General features: G+C 53.5%; 13 protein-coding genes and 1 tRNA gene. 8 read left to right on the plus strand and 6 right to left on the minus strand.

Going from position 1 to position 15329, the window contains the following annotated elements:
• Positions 1-144: 144 nt before the first annotated feature.
• Positions 145-594 carry a cell division protein SepF gene (locus CCALI_RS13295; RefSeq protein WP_016483990.1) on the minus strand — a complete coding sequence of 150 codons (450 nt, stop codon included), beginning with the start codon at positions 592-594 and terminating at the stop codon, positions 145-147.
• Between the two features lie 356 nt (positions 595-950).
• Here CCALI_RS13295 and panD point away from each other — a divergent pair, with 356 nt between their 5' ends.
• Genes panD through CCALI_RS13310 form a run of 3 tightly spaced genes read left to right on the plus strand, consistent with a single transcriptional unit; the run spans position 951 to position 3164 of the window.
• Complete coding sequence (gene panD, locus CCALI_RS13300; RefSeq protein ID WP_016483991.1) at positions 951-1298, plus strand: aspartate 1-decarboxylase; 348 nt, start codon at positions 951-953, stop codon at positions 1296-1298.
• Positions 1267-2082 (plus strand): metallophosphoesterase family protein, encoded by an 816-nt coding sequence (locus CCALI_RS13305; protein ID WP_016483992.1) that lies wholly within the window; start codon positions 1267-1269, stop codon positions 2080-2082. Before panD ends, CCALI_RS13305 begins: the two co-directional genes overlap by 32 nt.
• Entirely contained in the window at positions 2079-3164 is a 1086-nt protein-coding gene (locus CCALI_RS13310; RefSeq protein ID WP_016483993.1) for a quinone-dependent dihydroorotate dehydrogenase, read from the plus strand. Before CCALI_RS13305 ends, CCALI_RS13310 begins: the two co-directional genes overlap by 4 nt.
• Positions 3165-3234: 70 nt before the next feature.
• Here CCALI_RS13310 and CCALI_RS13315 read toward each other — a convergent pair whose 3' ends face one another.
• The 3 genes from CCALI_RS13315 to CCALI_RS13325 are packed head-to-tail and all read right to left on the minus strand — an operon-like array spanning position 3235 to position 6759.
• Positions 3235-4170: an ABC transporter ATP-binding protein gene (locus CCALI_RS13315; protein ID WP_016483994.1), complete on the minus strand. Its 936-nt coding sequence runs from the start codon at positions 4168-4170 to the stop codon at positions 3235-3237.
• Positions 4171-4175: 5 nt separating this feature from the next.
• Complete coding sequence (locus tag CCALI_RS13320; protein ID WP_016483995.1) at positions 4176-5627, minus strand: DOMON domain-containing protein; 1452 nt, start codon at positions 5625-5627, stop codon at positions 4176-4178.
• A gap of 28 nt (positions 5628-5655) precedes the next feature.
• Entirely contained in the window at positions 5656-6759 is a 1104-nt protein-coding gene (locus tag CCALI_RS13325) for a glycoside hydrolase family 53 protein (protein WP_016483996.1), read from the minus strand.
• Between the two features lie 122 nt (positions 6760-6881).
• Here CCALI_RS13325 and CCALI_RS13330 point away from each other — a divergent pair.
• The 5 genes from CCALI_RS13330 to CCALI_RS13350 all read left to right on the plus strand — a co-directional run bounded on the left by CCALI_RS13330 (position 6882) and on the right by CCALI_RS13350 (position 12457).
• Positions 6882-6955, plus strand: a tRNA-His gene (locus CCALI_RS13330).
• 341 nt (positions 6956-7296) lie between these two features.
• Entirely contained in the window at positions 7297-9075 is a 1779-nt protein-coding gene (locus CCALI_RS13335) for an HlyD family secretion protein (RefSeq protein ID WP_016483997.1), read from the plus strand.
• Entirely contained in the window at positions 9075-9857 is a 783-nt protein-coding gene (locus CCALI_RS13340; protein WP_016483998.1) for an ABC transporter ATP-binding protein, read from the plus strand. The genes CCALI_RS13335 and CCALI_RS13340 overlap by 1 nt, the downstream gene beginning before the upstream one ends.
• Before the next feature lie 4 nt (positions 9858-9861).
• Positions 9862-11157: an ABC transporter permease gene (locus tag CCALI_RS13345; protein WP_016483999.1), complete on the plus strand. Its 1296-nt coding sequence runs from the start codon at positions 9862-9864 to the stop codon at positions 11155-11157.
• Positions 11150-12457, plus strand: coding sequence for an MFS transporter (locus tag CCALI_RS13350; protein WP_016484000.1), 1308 nt, complete (start codon positions 11150-11152; stop codon positions 12455-12457). Before CCALI_RS13345 ends, CCALI_RS13350 begins: the two co-directional genes overlap by 8 nt.
• A 3-nt stretch (positions 12458-12460) precedes the next feature.
• Here CCALI_RS13350 and dprA read toward each other — a convergent pair whose 3' ends face one another.
• Positions 12461-13642 carry a DNA-processing protein DprA gene (gene dprA, locus CCALI_RS13355; RefSeq protein ID WP_231730013.1) on the minus strand — a complete coding sequence of 394 codons (1182 nt, stop codon included), beginning with the start codon at positions 13640-13642 and terminating at the stop codon, positions 12461-12463.
• Positions 13614-15269 (minus strand): outer membrane protein assembly factor BamB family protein, encoded by a 1656-nt coding sequence (locus CCALI_RS13360; protein ID WP_016484002.1) that lies wholly within the window; start codon positions 15267-15269, stop codon positions 13614-13616. The genes dprA and CCALI_RS13360 overlap by 29 nt, the downstream gene beginning before the upstream one ends.
• Positions 15270-15329: the final 60 nt, after the last annotated feature.

Consider the following 15329-nt stretch of genomic DNA (forward strand, 5'->3'; position numbering starts at 1 on the left):
GAAAGGCTCGACTATAGATAAGGAGGCTGTGTGAGAGATATTTTAGTCGCGTTTTAAAGTTAGGGCAGACAAAACCGATCTCCCCCTTCAGTATGAAGGGGTTTTTCTTTGCCAACGATGGCGGCCTAGGCCGTTGCATCGGCTTTAGGGGGTTGTAGAACGTGTGGTGTTGCCTGAGCTCGCGGTGCCCTCGTCTACCTCTACTTCGACGTTAGCAGGGACAAAGAGATAGACCCGATCGCCAATGCGCTCCACCGTGCCGTCGAGCGCATAGCAGACTCCACTAAGAAAATCTATGATGCGCTCTCCCATCTGGGGGGAGGCTTTCTCTAGGTTGACGATCTGCTGCTCGCCCATTTTAAGCCCATCGGCCGTTACGCGGGCATCCTCGAAAACCTGAGCATTCCGCCGCACGGCCACACGGCTTGTGCGAGCCGTGTGAAGGCGCAGAGGTTGTTGAGGTCTACGAGCGACCTCCGCTTCACTAGGATGCTCTTCAGCCTCGTCCTCCTGATCGTCGGGGCCTAAAAACATGTCTTTGATGCGGTGAAGCAGGCTGCGGTGCTCTTGTTCTTCAAATGAAGGTGAATTCACAGTCTACCTCCTTAGAAGGTGTTGATCGAATGTGGCGATGAAACTCTCTCCGATAGCATAGAAGTGCGTTCGTTTGTACGTAAGATAAGACTGGGAAAAGATACCACTTCAGCCCTTGCCACTGTTAGAAAGTATATCGCTTTACTCTTAGTTTAGCAGAAAAAAAGCGAGGATGCAAGAGGTTTAATGGATTTTTTAGAAAATTTTCTCACTTTTTTGCGATATGAACACCTTTTCTATGGCCATGGAAGGATAGAACTGTTTTCGGTGTCTTGTGTGACACAGGTTTGAGAGTTGCGGGTATAATGCCGAGTTGAAAAAATACGAGACGAGGATCCGCTTTTCATAGAAGACGTATGCGACTACTGACGTTTTTAAAAAGCAAGATACATCATGCACGAGTAACCGATGCTAACGTGAACTACGAGGGGAGTATCACGATAGATCGGGAGCTAATGGAGCGTGTGGGGCTGCTGGCCGGTGAGCTCGTACATGTGTGGGATGTAGAGAATGGGGAACGCTTCGAGACCTATGTGATGGAAGGCGAGGCAGGAAAAGGGGAGATCGTGGTGAACGGAGCAGCTGCTCATAAAGTGCGCGTTGGTGACAGGGTAATTATTGTGGCCTTTTGTTTGAGTGAAGAACCGGTAAAAGCGAGGGCTATCTTGGTTGATGCGCAGAACCGTTACCTCCACGATCTCTAAAGCGATGGAGGAAGGCCGACCTCTGATCGTTGCCATTGGAGATATTCACGGCCAAATAGCGCAACTTCGGGTTCTCTTAGAGAGGCTACGCACGCGTCCTTTGCGGGAGATAGACAGGCTCGTTTTTCTGGGAGACTATGTAGACCGGGGAGAGAACTCTCGTGCCGTTGTGGATCTGCTGATCGCTCTAAAAAAAGAGCGCCCAAACACCATTTTTCTGCGCGGCAACCACGAACAGCTTATGCTCGATGCACTTGACGGTCCTCCCACACAGCCTGCGGCCAAGGAGGGGTTTGTGCTTCACAGTGAGCAGACCTATCTTTGGCTGGAGAACGGTGGGGTCGAAACTCTCCTCTCTTATCAACCTACGGACATGCTTCACTGGAAAGAGGCTATTCCGGCGGAACACATCGCCTTTTTGCAGGCGACTCAGATGGAGTATATTTGTGGAAACTATCATTTCGTTCACGCCGGGGTCGTGCCTCCCGGTATGAAATGGGAGGATGCGGCGTATGGTTTAGACCCTCGCCTCTGGATTCGGGAGCCATTTCTCTCCTATAAACCCTTGATCGGAGGGCGTCTGATCGTTTTTGGGCACACGCCCCAGCCGGATGGCCGCCCGTTGATCCAACGAAACAAGATAGGTCTCGATACCGGGGCTGTCTATGGAGGCCCTTTGACGGCCGCCGTGATTGACCCGGATGCGCCTATTCTTGGGCATAGAGCGGCAACTATCGAGATTGTCCAGGTGGAATATATGCGTGAGGAGGACGACCCCGTATGATCTACCGACGTGTGCTTCGTCCGCTACTTTTCGCTCAAGATGCTGAGAGCGTCCATGAGCGCACCCTCGCTTTGTTGGCCCGAATGGGGCGACTTGTGAGGTGTCGTCGTCCCTTCACGGATCCCGCTCTAAGCCAAGAGATAGCAGGCATCGTTTTCCCAAACCCAGTAGGGCTTGCAGCGGGTTGTGATAAAAATGCCTTGGCCATTCCCATTTGGCCGCGCTTGGGGTTTGGGTTTGTGGAGGTGGGCACGGTGACCGCCCAGCCTCAACCCGGTAACCCAAAACCGCGTCTGTTTCGCCTTCCTCAACACAAAGCCATTCTCAACCGACTTGGGTTTAACAGCGATGGTGCAGATATGGTAGCCTATCGTCTCTCGCTGGTTCAGGGCGGAAAAGGGCTGCCCTTCCCTATTGGGGTAAATATCGGCAAGACGCGAAATGTTCAAGGCAAGGCGGCTACGCTGGACGACTACCGGGCCAGTTTTAGGCGACTCGCCCCTTACGCCAGCTACATTGCGGTTAACGTCTCTTCTCCAAATACACCAGGGCTGCGCCAATGGCAAGAGAAAGACCGATTACGCGATCTGTTGGCCCTATTAAAAGAGGAGAGCGAAAGCCTAGCGGTAGCGCGCGGACAGCGGGCGGTGCCGCTGTTCGTAAAGGTCTCCCCCGATATGGCCCCAGAAGATATCTGCGATGTGGCGGAGGTTGTACTTGAACAACAGATCGCTGGCATTATCGCGACGAACACAACGGTGGCAAGAGAGGGGGCTTTCGAAGGATTAACGGAGGAAGGTGGGTTGAGCGGCCCACCACTACGCGAACGAGCAGTGGCCACATTAAAACGGCTCTATCGAGCAACGGGTGGACAGGTGCCGATTATCGGGGTAGGAGGGATAGATAGCGCAGAAGAGGCCTACCAACGTATAAAGGCAGGGGCGTCGCTTGTTCAGATCTACACGGGTTTGATCTATGAAGGGCCTTTTTTGCCGCTGAGAATCAATCAGGGGCTGCTATGGCTTCTGGAGCGAGACGGATTCAAGCACATCGGGGAGGCCGTTGGTATCTCTTCACGTTAGAGACGCTCCGTACGCCCTCGCAAAACCCTGAGAGGCTACGATGACGGCGGCGTCAGGCTTTTTCTCTACGCTATTTCTTAACGGCCGACTCCTTCTCTGCAACAATTCGCAGAAAAAGCTCTTCTAGCGTTTCGCGCTTAGGTACCAGGGCTAGGAGTTTGGCGTTATTACACACCACTGCGCGCGCCAGCTCTGGAACGTCCGCCTCCGATGGCACCCATGCCAAAATTTTGCGAGGTGGCACGCTCTCGAACTTAAGCCGTGTCGCCACTTGCCGCAGCGCCTGCATCGCCGCATCGTTCATATCGGCCACCTCGATCTCTACAACCGAGGAGAAAGCCAGAAGTTCCTCTATCGGGCCTTGAGCAACAACCTCACCTCTCTTCATGATCGCCACACGGTTGCAGGTCATTTCGATTTCCGAGAGCAGGTGGGAGTTCAGCAGCACCGTGCAGCCTTCATTGCGAAGCTGCAGAATGATATCGCGCACCTCCCGACGCCCTAGGGGATCGAGGGCGGAGGTAGGTTCGTCAAGAACGATCAGTTGAGGTTTATGGAGCATCGCCTGTGCGAGCCCGATGCGCTGTTGCAACCCTTTGGAGAGCTCACGGATACGGGTGTGAGCCCGTTCTGCTAGGCCCACCTGCCTAAGCACTTCGGGAATGCGCCTTGCGCGATCGGAGGCGTTCATTCCCGCAAGCTTTCCGTGGAGATCTAAGAATTCGGTGGCCGTGAGAAAGTCGTGAAACTGAAATTTCTCCGGCAGAAAACCCACATGTTTCCTTACCTCAATGTTGCCTAAGGGCTTCCCCAGTAGGAAACCGTGACCATCGGTCGGGCGAATGTTGCCGAGCAACATAAGGATGGAGGTGGTTTTGCCCGCGCCGTTAGGGCCAAGCAGTCCAAAAACCTCACCTCGCGGTATTTGCAGGTCGAGGCTTCGGACAGCCTCAAACCTACCAAACCGTTTACAAAGGCCAACCGTTTCGATGGCATACTCGTTCATAAAGGCTACTTCTTGTTCGGGGGTGGGGTTAGGGCCTCGTTCCCTACAACATGCACCGTGCAGTGGAGCGGCCAGGTTTTGTCGAACCATATAATGCGCGCTTCAATGGGGTAATCTCCCGGCTTTGTATCGGCCGGCAAGTTGAAATAGACATGGGAGGTGCCGGTGGCGTCCTCTCCATAGACCACAACGCTCCGCTCTGGTTTTCCCTCCAGTTGCCATGCCTTTGGATATTGAAGAATCTCCAGCCGTCCACGGAAGTGATCGGGCACCGCACTGGTGATCACCACACGCAGATCAAGGCGCGTCGTGCCAGAGATGTAGAGGGGATCGGGATAAGGTTGAAGGTGGGCTTCGATGGGCTCTACCACGGTGAACGAGGCCGAGGCGCTCACCTGGCGCCCGTCGTCTAGGGTGGCGGTTACTTGCAAGGTGTAGTTGCCTAGCGGAAGGTCTTTTGGAAGAATAGTCTTGTAGCCAAATTTTACCGTTTTGTGCGGGGGCAATGAAGGAGGAGTGACCGTACTAATAGTATCTACCGCGTTCTTAGAGTTACCTGTACCCTGCCATAGAACCGAGCGCAGGTGAATGGTTTGGTCGGTTTGGTTCAGTAAAAAGAGGGTGGCAAAGAGCTTCTGGCCGGCAATGCACCGATAGTCGGAGAGCTCTAGATGTGGGTTAATTCCCGGCACGGTCTGCACTTCGGAGTTAACAAGGTTTGCGTCGAGGAGAAGGTGCGGTTCGTAGGGAGCTGTTGGAGTATAGGCTGTAGGGGCGATAGGAGGAATGAACTCGACGCGCAGACCTATGGTCGCTCCCGCAGTAGGAAGGAGCCCCGCGGTATCTTTAGGAATGGCAACCTCGACCTCTTGGGTGCCGTTGATAAGGCGCCCTGCGGTGAGAATGGCGTTGACATCGAGGCCTTGTGTCGTCCAAAAAGGAACGTCTTTAGCGCTTGACGCATCGAGCACGCGCGCTACCAGAGCCGGCTTTTGGTTGGGGCCGGCGGGGCCTACCACGAGTTCGAGGTTGTCGGAGCCACGCAGCCATCCGTTGTCGGAGGCATCCACATCAATGATGAGCGTAGCCGGTTGAGAGGTACGGGCAGCGACATAGAGATAGTTATCGTCCCAGTCGCAAAAAACGGTACCGGTGATGGGGCCGGAAGTCACCGTGTAGAACGGATTCCATTGATCGTCTTGGATGATACCGTTCATGTCGGGAGTACGTTTCAGAATATGCGCCGCTACCGGCCAGGGAGGACGGGTACGAAAATCTACAGAGGAGCCGGGTGCCGGTGTGGGGGGCGTTGAGGAAGTTGTGGTCTGTTGGGTAGAGGGAGCCGTTTGCGCCGGTAGCCCAGGCAGTGTTTGGGCTGCAGGAAAACAGGTAGCTCCCATAAGGAACACGCTAATCCCCAATAGTTTGTAGGTGCTGTGTTTGATGACAGGCAACATGCGCGAGGCCTCCCAAAACAAAGATTTTTTATTTCTCTGACGAAGTTGATGACGGAACACCTATACCGGATGTGTAACCGTCGAAGGCCATGATAACAGGAAGCGCCTCATGGTCTTCATTAAAGAAGCTTCGGGATACTAAGCTGGCGTATGTGCCATGAAACGGCACGGCGGGTTCCCACCAGAAGACGCCTACCCCGAGGTGATCAGGGGTGCTCTGCACGATCTGGTAGACCGTCTGTAAGAACTGCTTTTGCCCTTCAGGCGTCTCGGGGAAAGGCCCATTACCATTGGGGTATTCCGCTTTTTGCCAATGATACGCGGTTTCCACGATGACAATGGGCTTATGATAGGTTTGCGCAGTGAGACGCATATTCTGCTGAAGTTCCTCGAGGCTGCCATGCCACCAAGGGTAGTAGGATTGACCTATGATGTCATAGTGAATATGGTATGCGGCAAGTCTATCGAAGAAGAGATGCGTATATTGCCAATCGCCGCCTCGGTCAATGTGGATCATGATCCATGGTCGAAGCTTGGTGGGGCAAGCGGCGTATACACCGGAAATACCAGCCTTCATAAGGTCGGCGAAATGGTCCCAGTGTTCCGGTAGTTTCCCATCCGGCCAAAGCAGGCCAACGGAAACCTCATTGCCGATCTGAACCATATCAGGCATGACATTGGCCTTGCGGAAAGCTTCTATCGTGTCTTTGGTGTAGCGAAAAACTGTTTTCACCAGTTCAGGATGGCTGAGATTTTGCCACGCTGACGGCGTGATCTGATGATGCGGGTCGGCCCATGTATCCGAGTAGTGTAGATCGAGCAGAAAATGATAGCCCAGCGCTTTAGCACGCTTTGCAAGAGCGATGGTGTAGTCAAGGTTATTTGGGAGGTCGGTAGGATGCACGAAGAGCCGGAGCCGGACCCAGTTGTACCCGTGGTTTTTGAGCAATTGAAGCACATCTACGGGCTTGCCGTTCTCGAAAAAGACGTCGCCCTCATCTTCTGCGAATTTGAGAAAAGAGAGATCGGCGCCGATCATAAAGGCGGGGGGCGTGCAGAGACCACGCAAGGGAAGTACGAACAACAGGAAAAACAAGGTGAAGAGAGGTGTTATATGCCGTATGAAGTTCATTAGAACTCATCTGCCTTCTATACCGAATTCCATTAAGAAAAGCATACCTCAAAAAACGGTTTGAGGTGTCATTCTCCTCTTGACAAAAAGGGGCGTTCCGTGCTAGCATAGGAAATAACATGGCGACTGTAGCTCAGCCGGTTAGAGTGCCAGGTTGTGGCCCTGGAGGTCGTCGGTTCAAGTCCGACCAGTCGCCCTTAGAGCGTAATTTAAGAACAGGGGGAGGCAATATGCCTCCCCCTGTTCTTAGTCGGGGTACACAAAGCACTGCGTAACGGCTCTGGCAATAGATGAAGGCACTTTGTTCGTGGCATACAACGGTAGGGCGGCTTTTGGGTAAAAAATTTGGGATAACTTTGCAGATAGTTTGTCGTCCAAAATAATAAGGATATACGAACCACTGTACCCAAAATGGGCGCAAAGATCGTTCTGCTAAACGTATTTAGAGAAGGTCTTGCCTAAATACAAGCTCTTCTCTACTTATTGCTATCAAAAAATGAGGACTCTTGGTCTTCGGACCTCGTGAGGAAAAACAAGATGGAATCGGTGTCGAATCCGCATACAGTAGCCTTGCGCCGTAAAACACGCCGTCGTCTCCGCCCTTGGCCCAGTATTGTGACAGTAGGTGTGCTTGTAGCTCTCGGATGGTGGGGGTGGAGCGCTACGCATGCCTCGAAAGAGGCGGAGTCTCCGCTGATTACAGCTAAAGTTGTGCGAGGCGATTTAGAGGAGACCATCTCCGCCACAGGAAGTGTTACCGCTCAAACAGGGGCTGAGGTGAAGATTGGCTCCCAACTTACGGGTGTTATCAAACGCCTTTATACCGATGTTGGTCAGATCGTGCACAAGGGCGCTCCCATTGCTGAGTTGGATCTGCCGGATATCACCGCACAGCGTAACGAGGCCCAGGCTAACCTTGCAGCGGCCGAGATGAAGCTGGAACAAGACCTCTCTGGGGTACAGATGCTTAAAGACCAAACCAACAGCGCTGTTACTCAGGCAAAGGCACAACTGCGCAGTGCAGAGGCTCAGCTTGCATCCGCTAAGGCAGCAGCGCGCCAGCAGGAGGAGCAGACGCGCACCGATATACAAAAGGCGCAAGCGGCACTTTCTGCCGCCAAAGCCGCTCTTAGCACAGCACAGGCCACTCTTCGCCAGACCCAGGCGAGTGCGAACCTTGAGATCGCCACGGCGCAGGCGCAGCTGACTCAGGCGCAGGCAACGGCACATGACGCTGAGCTGAACCTGCAACGACAGAAGCAACTGTTGCAGAAAGGGTTTGTGGCTCAGAGTGCGGTGGACGATGCCCAAGCGACCTACACGGTGGATGAGGCCCAGGTGGCTGCTGCACAGCAGAATGTAGAGCTCGTTCGTCAGAAGGTGACAGCGGATCTACAAACCGCACAAGACCAAGTGACCCAGGCTCAACAGAATCTGGACTCGGCCAAAGCGGCCTACGATGCCGCTAAAGCCGAGGTCTATCAGAACGCTGTGAAAGAGGCCGATGTCCGTAACGCCCAGGCCGTCGTGAATCAGGCAAAAGCAAATCTCATTTCTGCCCAAGCTAACCTCACTCAGAACCTCTTAAAGCAACAGACCATTGTGCAGGACCAAGATCAGGTGGCAGCAGCACGCCAACAGGTGGCCTATTGGAACGCCCAAGTCAACAAAACGATTATCCGTAGCCCGATAACCGGTACGGTTCTCCAACTAGCGTCCCAACAGGGCGAGACGTTGGTAGCCGGTTTATCGGCACCGACCCTTATTATTGTCGCTGACTTGCATCGTCTGCAGATAGATGCCTATGTGGATGAGACCGATATCGGCAAAGTGAAGCTTGGTCAAGAGGCCGACTGCACGGTGGATGCCTTCCCGCATATGGTGATTAAAGGGCATGTTTCCAAGATCGCTTCGGGTTCAACGATCATGCAGGGCGTGGTAACCTACGACGTAACGATCTCGCTTGATCACCAATATCCTGGACTCAAGCCCGATATGACGGCTAATGTCATCATCCATGTAGGTAAGCTGTCTAATGTATTGCTTGTGCCTGCCGAGTCGGTGCATTTAGGTGTACACGGCGCTACCGTGGATGTGTTGACGATGAAAGATGGGAAGCAGGTCATTACGCCCCATGTGGTGAAGGTAGGGGGGAGCGATGGCGTCAATACCGCTATTCTTGCCGGTTTAAACGAAGGCGATGTCATAGTGCGTGCCGGTACGGCCAGCTCTAATAGACCTATGTGGGGTAATGCTTCGCCGTTCACGAGTAACAATAACAACAAACAGAAGAAACCGTCTAACGGAGGGGCTTAATGACAGTCGAAGAACCCATGCTGCGCCTTCGAGGGATCACCAAGGTATATGAGATGGGTGATCAATTTGTGCAAGCTCTCGACGGGGTTGATCTCGATATCTATCGTGGAGAGTTTGTGGCCATTATGGGTCCCTCCGGATCGGGTAAATCTACCCTCATGCACATCATCGGCTGCCTTGATACCCCTACCACTGGCTCCTATCAGATAGATGGGATCGAGGTGGCCGAGATGGATGAGGTGGAGTTAGCCCATATCCGTAATCGGAAGATAGGTTTTGTCTTTCAAGGGTTTAACCTGCTTCCGAGGACAACGGCTTTGGAAAACGTGGAGCTGCCATTAGTTTATGCACGTCGGAAAGATCGAACCGAGCGTGCTATTGCAGCCTTAGAGCGAGTGGGATTGGGGGATCGACTCGATCACTGGCCAAACCAGCTTTCGGGAGGTCAACAGCAACGGGTAGCCATCGCACGTGCCCTTGCCCCCGAGCCGCTCCTTATTCTGGCGGATGAGCCTACTGGAAATCTCTCCAGCCTCCAAAGTGAGGAGATTATGGATATCTTTCAAAATCTCAACGACGAAGGCATCACCGTCGTCATGGTGACGCATGAGCCGGATATAGCACGTCATGCGAAACGTATCGTTACGATTAGAGATGGCCGCATCGTGGATGATGAGCCTGTCACCAACCGAATCTATGCACGTGAGGCGCTCGCGGCGATGGTAGCGGAGCGAGAACGTGAACAGAAACGTCGTCTAGAAGTTCAAATGCAGCAGGTGTAAAGAGATGAATCTGCTAGAATCCACACGTATCGCCCTTCGAGGGTTGGCTGGAAACAAAATGCGAACGTTTCTCACGATGCTCGGCATCATTATTGGTGTCGGCGTCGTGATCCTTGTTGTCGCTATAGGCGAGGGAGCCACTCAGCGCGTAAAGCAGACCATTGACGAGTTAGGAACGAACTTGCTTTTCGTGTGGAACGGTCCGCCGCGCCTTCACATTGCCCCTGCAGCTGCCTTGGCCGCACAGTCCGACAGCAGTACTACTACGACGACAAGCAACGGCTTCCCAACACCACCGGCGCCGCCAAATCGCCTTACACTGGACGAAGCCAACGCCATAGCGAAAAACTTTACGCAGGCCATAGCGGCCGTCGCGCCCATTGTGCGTCGCAGTGTGCAGATCCGTTTTCAAGATAACAATGCTACCACCACTTTGGAAGGAACGAACACAGAGTATCCTTTCGTGAATAACGCTTCCGTTATGCGCGGCCGCTTCTTTGATCAAAGCGATATTGACGGCGTACGGCAGGTGTGCGTCGTGGGACAAACCGTTGTGGAAAGCCTAACAGGCAGTGCTGACAACGATCTTGTTGGGCAGCATATCTCTATCAACAACCAAGACTTTTTGGTGATCGGCGAGTTAACCCCAAAAGGCTCCGGCATCTTTGGGCAAGATCAGGATGATGTGATTCTTGCGCCGATCACCACGGTAATGCAGCGCATTGCAAATACGACGAATATCGACGCAATGAATGTGCGCTGCACAAGTGCCAAGATGATGCCGCTGGCCATGGAGCAGATCGCAAACTATCTAAGGAACCAGCACCACTTGCAACCGCCTTTTCCTCAAAACGACGACTTTGAGATACGAAGCCAAACTGATTTAATGAATCGGCAACAGAGTGTGACCGGTACAATGACCTCTCTGCTCTCTATCGTTGCGATTATCTCGCTGGTTGTGGGTGGCATCGGGATTATGAACATTATGCTGGTTTCGGTTACCGAGCGCACACGCGAGATCGGCATTCGTAAGGCCATTGGCGCTACCCCGCGCGACATCTTGTTGCAGTTCCTCATCGAGTCCTCAATTATCTCTCTTATTGGGGGGATCATAGGTCTCGCCCTTGGAGTAATCGGAGCGCATCTCTTGGCGACGGTAGGAGGCTGGAACACGATTGTAGACCCGCGTGCAGTGATAGCGGGTTTGGTTGTCTCGGCAGGCGTAGGGTTGTTCTTTGGAATCTACCCGGCAAGTAAGGCCGCCGCACTCAATCCCATCGAGGCGTTGCGGTTTGAATAGTTCGGCGCAGCCAATCCGGCCTACGCCTTTTCTTGCGCTTCGTTCTCGTAACTTTCGCCTCTTTTTTGTTGGGCAGTTTATTTCCGTGGTCGGCACCTGGATGCAGACCATGGCGCAGCAGTGGCTCGTCTATGAGATTACCCATTCGGCAAGCTGGCTCGGCATTGTTACGGGAGCTGGAGCCATTCCCTATGTCCTTTTGACCCTTCATGGCGGTAAAGCGGCTGATAGATACCCGCGTCGGACAATCCTGGTGATCACTCAGGCCGCTGCTATGCTTTTGGCCTTTGCCCTTGCGTTGCTCAACACAAACTGGGTAGTGCCCATTCGTCCTTGGCATATCGCTCTGCTAGCAGCCCTCTCCGGTGTGGTAAACGCCTATAACATGCCGGCACAACAGGCCTTTGTTAGTGAAATGGTGGACGACCCAGCAATGCTCGGAAATGCTATTGCGCTCAACTCCTTGCAGTTCAATGTGGCCCGCGTGTGCGGACCCTTCTTGGCCGGCGTTACGCTGGCGCATTTTGGAGCCACCGCCTGTTTCTTCCTTAACGGCTTAAGCTATATTGCCGTTATCATTTCTCTTCTCATGATGCATCTCCCACCCTTTGTGCCCGTGAGTCATCAACTCTCTTTGGTAAGCGGTTTCCACTATTTAGCCAGGAACCGAGGCCCACTGCGAGTGATACTGCTTGTGGGCGCGGCGAGTTTGGGAGCTTGGTCGGTTTCGACCCTCTATCCGGTCTATTCTGATAAGTTTGCGGCACTGGCAGGCGCCTCTTTTGCAGTACGTAAGCAGGTTTCTGCTGTCATCTTAGGGCGTATGATGTCGGCAAGTGGGGTGGGAGCGGCAATTGGCGGGCTCTTGGTGGCCTCTTTCTCCCATCGTTTTGCTCGTCGGTTTCTCCTCTATACGTCTGCCATTTTCTTTGGAATCACTCTGCTTTTCTTTGGATCTTGCCATTCGGAGCTGCCTGCCATGCCTGCGCTCATGCTGAGTGGCATTTTTATGACCGCCTTTGGCATCACAGCGAACACCGTGGTTCAGGAGCAGGTACCCGATTCGCTTCGTGGAAGGGTTATGGCTATCTATTCGTTCGTTTTTGGAGGGCTCATGCCATTGGGAGGGCTAGAGATCGGGTTTGTCGCGAACCATGTGGGAGCGCCGAAAGCTATCTACATGAATGTTGGAGGGTACTTGGTGTGTGTGCTGCTAACCCTACTCTGGAGCCAGCTTGACAAACGCTCTCAAGGGCTGCCGATTGAGCTTTTAGAGACGACCTCGGAGCCTGCCACCTGAAATTCAAAGCGACTGGCCGCGCACATAGGTGTTCCCCGGCAAGCGCTGAACGAAGCCCGACAGCTCTAGTAGGGTCATTTCCGTGCTCACTTCGGATACAGACCGCTGTACCTCCTGAGCGATCTGATCGATATGACGTGGAGTGAGCGAAAGAGACTCCACAAGCTTCCGCTGCAGTTCGTTCAGATGCGAGGTATCGAACACGTTGGGTTGGCCTGTATCGAAGTCCAGAGTTGGTTGGCGAGGCTTAGCTGCTAAGGCGGTAAGTCCAAGAGCGTAGAGGACATCGGCAGTTTCTGTAACCACAATGGCGCCTTCTTTCAACAGAGCATTGGTGCCGGCACTTGCCGGACGGTTGATATCACCTGGCACGGCAAGTACCGATCTTCCCTGTTCAAGCGCATAGCGTGCCGTGATAAGGGCACCGCTATTGATGGGAGCTTCGACAACAAGGACGGCCTGGGCAAGACCGCTGATAACGCGGTTACGTGCGGGAAAACGCCAGGCTTCTGGCTGGGTTCCGGGCGGGTACTCTGAAACGAGAGCCCCCTGCTGCGCAATAGCCTGAAACAGAGCGCGATGCTCGCGCGGATAAGCGACATCTGGACCGCAGCCTAGCACCGCCAAGGTGCGTCCTTTTTTCTCCAAAACACCGCGATGGGTGGCAGCATCAATACCGCGTGCACCCCCGCTGATCACGATGATTCTGTAGGCGGCCAACTCGCGGGCGATACGTTCGGCAACATGGACACCGTAGGGCGTGGCATGGCGCGACCCCACGATCGCCACAGAGGTTAGATCGAATTTCCGATAGCTTCCTTGTAGGAATAGAATCGCCGGGGGGTCGTAGATGTCGAGAAGGGAGCTAGGGTAGTTTGGGTGTCCCTTCCAGAGGAGGGCTGTATCACTGCGCTCCAACCACCGGCGTTGGGAGGCAGTAGGGATATAGGCCAAGTCTCGCAAGCGCGCTACATGGTGCGCCTGCAAATCTAGGTCGGGTATCTCTGCCAACTCTCTATCGGTGGCCTCAAAGAGCGCTTCAGGTGCTGCGCAATACCGCTCGAGAAGCGCCCCGGTAATCTTAGGGCTAAGCTGTAGATTCGCTAGCCTGAGAAGCGCAAGAAGAGATTTTTCGTTGGCGGTGGAGGCGGTCGGCTTAATCTCCTCCACCGTTTCCGCCCCCACCGCTGCCAAGGCCAGGACGACCGCCTCTACCTCCCGCTGTATTTGTGCCCTGCGTGTTTTGAGTGCGTAGGGCGCGTTCAATGGGGTAGGCGTCGCCGGTGGTAAACAACCAGGTTTCCGTTTTCTGATTTCCTTTCCAGTCTTGAGCTGTTATTGTAATGGTGTGGTGACCATCGGAGAAGGAATTCGAAACCCCAGTCGTTTTTGGTTGAATGTCGTATTCCAAAATGCCTTTATCTTTATCAAAAGTAAAACCATCTTTACCGTTAATCAGATCTTCTTTCGTAACTTGGTTGATAGGGCGATCATCTATTGTCAGCGTAACACTAGATGGCTTGAGGCCTGAACCGAAATCGAAGATGTGGGCTCGGACGATAAAAGGAGGTTCACCTTTACAGTACTCTCCACGTTCTGGGGCGAGGGGTGTAATGATCGGCGGTATCAGATCGATAGCACTATTGCTAAAGCAGGTAACCGATCCATCGTCGGATACGACGAACAGGTGTCCATTATCTACAGCGGGTGTTGCCAGCACATGGTTTTCTTCAGGCAATCTATTCGGGTCGAGAGAAGAGGGCTGGATAGAGTAGTCCCATACGAGTTCACCCGTATTGCGGTCATATGCGTAGACCCCGGCCTCGGCACTGCACACAATAAGCAGGTTGCCGGAAATGATGGGTGCAGCATTAATAGGAAAATCAACTTCAGGTACTGTTTTCCAGAGAGGTTTCCTCTGGGATGTTAAGGCATAGACCTTTAGGTTCGCTGTGCACACATAGACGTTTCCATCGGGATCGACAGCTGCAGGTGCGGTGAAATCGTTTCTTGCCGGCAAAGACCACACCACGAGACCGTTGTCGGTGCGGAGGCAGGTTATAGCCGATTGGCCAGCAACATAGATGTAGTTCTGAGAGACGGCAGGGGTAGAGAACACCGTCACTCCAAGTACCGAGGCATGCCATTTCTGTGCCCCGGACTGCGCATCCACCGCATGTATCTCCCCATTGGAGGTGCAGAAGTAGAGCATGCCGTTGTAGGTGGTAACATCGCCCTCTAAAGCTCCTGGCAAGGGAATACCGCCTCCGAGAAGGGGGTTAATGGGATGACCATTGGAAGCCTTAATTCCATAGAGACGTTCGGAACCGGAGATAAAGTAGACGTTATCGCCCCAAACGGCCGGATGGCTAATCACGCCACCACGAACTTTATAGGCTGGGTACTTTTGCCGACCGGTATCTGCATCCAGCGCGTAGAGGCCGTCGCCTTCAGGCACAAAAAGGGTGTCACCACTGATGGTCGGCGTGGCCATAATAGGATTAGGTAAATAGCTACCTTCAGGGTAGACCCACTTCTGTGCACCTATATGTTCATCGAGCGCGTAGAGACGTGTGCCGGAAGCGTAGTAGATGGTACCATCGGCCACAACTGGGCCGGTTGGATTGTTTGGGTAGGCTTGTCCCGTGAATTTCCAGTCTACGGCTAGCGGCGCTTTGAGCGTATTGCCGGTGAGGTTTTCCTCTGCAGCGACTTGTAGATGCGACCCACTCAGCGCCAAAAGCGCTCCAACCAGCAGAACCAGTTCTATGGAAAAAGATTTTTTTAGACCGCCCAGCCATGTTGGCAGCATGATTTTTCTAGGACCCCCTCTTCTAAAACATTGTTCATATCGTATCGCGTCTAAATATCT

Source organism: Chthonomonas calidirosea T49, assembly GCF_000427095.1.
GTDB lineage: Bacteria > Armatimonadota > Chthonomonadetes > Chthonomonadales > Chthonomonadaceae > Chthonomonas > Chthonomonas calidirosea.

What these genes read in the sequence shown, in the direction of transcription:
- panD (WP_016483991.1), top strand. Translation starts at nt 951, where the DNA reads ATGCGACTACTGACGTTTTTAAAAAGCAAGATACATCATGCACGAGTA.
- CCALI_RS13305 (WP_016483992.1), top strand. Translation starts at nt 1,267, where the DNA reads ATGCGCAGAACCGTTACCTCCACGATCTCTAAAGCGATGGAGGAAGGC.
- CCALI_RS13310 (WP_016483993.1), top strand. Translation starts at nt 2,079, where the DNA reads ATGATCTACCGACGTGTGCTTCGTCCGCTACTTTTCGCTCAAGATGCT.
- CCALI_RS13315 (WP_016483994.1), bottom strand. Translation starts at nt 4,170, where the DNA reads ATGAACGAGTATGCCATCGAAACGGTTGGCCTTTGTAAACGGTTTGGT.
- CCALI_RS13320 (WP_016483995.1), bottom strand. Translation starts at nt 5,627, where the DNA reads ATGTTGCCTGTCATCAAACACAGCACCTACAAACTATTGGGGATTAGC.
- CCALI_RS13325 (WP_016483996.1), bottom strand. Translation starts at nt 6,759, where the DNA reads ATGAACTTCATACGGCATATAACACCTCTCTTCACCTTGTTTTTCCTG.
- CCALI_RS13335 (WP_016483997.1), top strand. Translation starts at nt 7,297, where the DNA reads ATGGAATCGGTGTCGAATCCGCATACAGTAGCCTTGCGCCGTAAAACA.
- CCALI_RS13340 (WP_016483998.1), top strand. Translation starts at nt 9,075, where the DNA reads ATGACAGTCGAAGAACCCATGCTGCGCCTTCGAGGGATCACCAAGGTA.
- CCALI_RS13345 (WP_016483999.1), top strand. Translation starts at nt 9,862, where the DNA reads ATGAATCTGCTAGAATCCACACGTATCGCCCTTCGAGGGTTGGCTGGA.
- CCALI_RS13360 (WP_016484002.1), bottom strand. Translation starts at nt 15,269, where the DNA reads ATGCTGCCAACATGGCTGGGCGGTCTAAAAAAATCTTTTTCCATAGAA.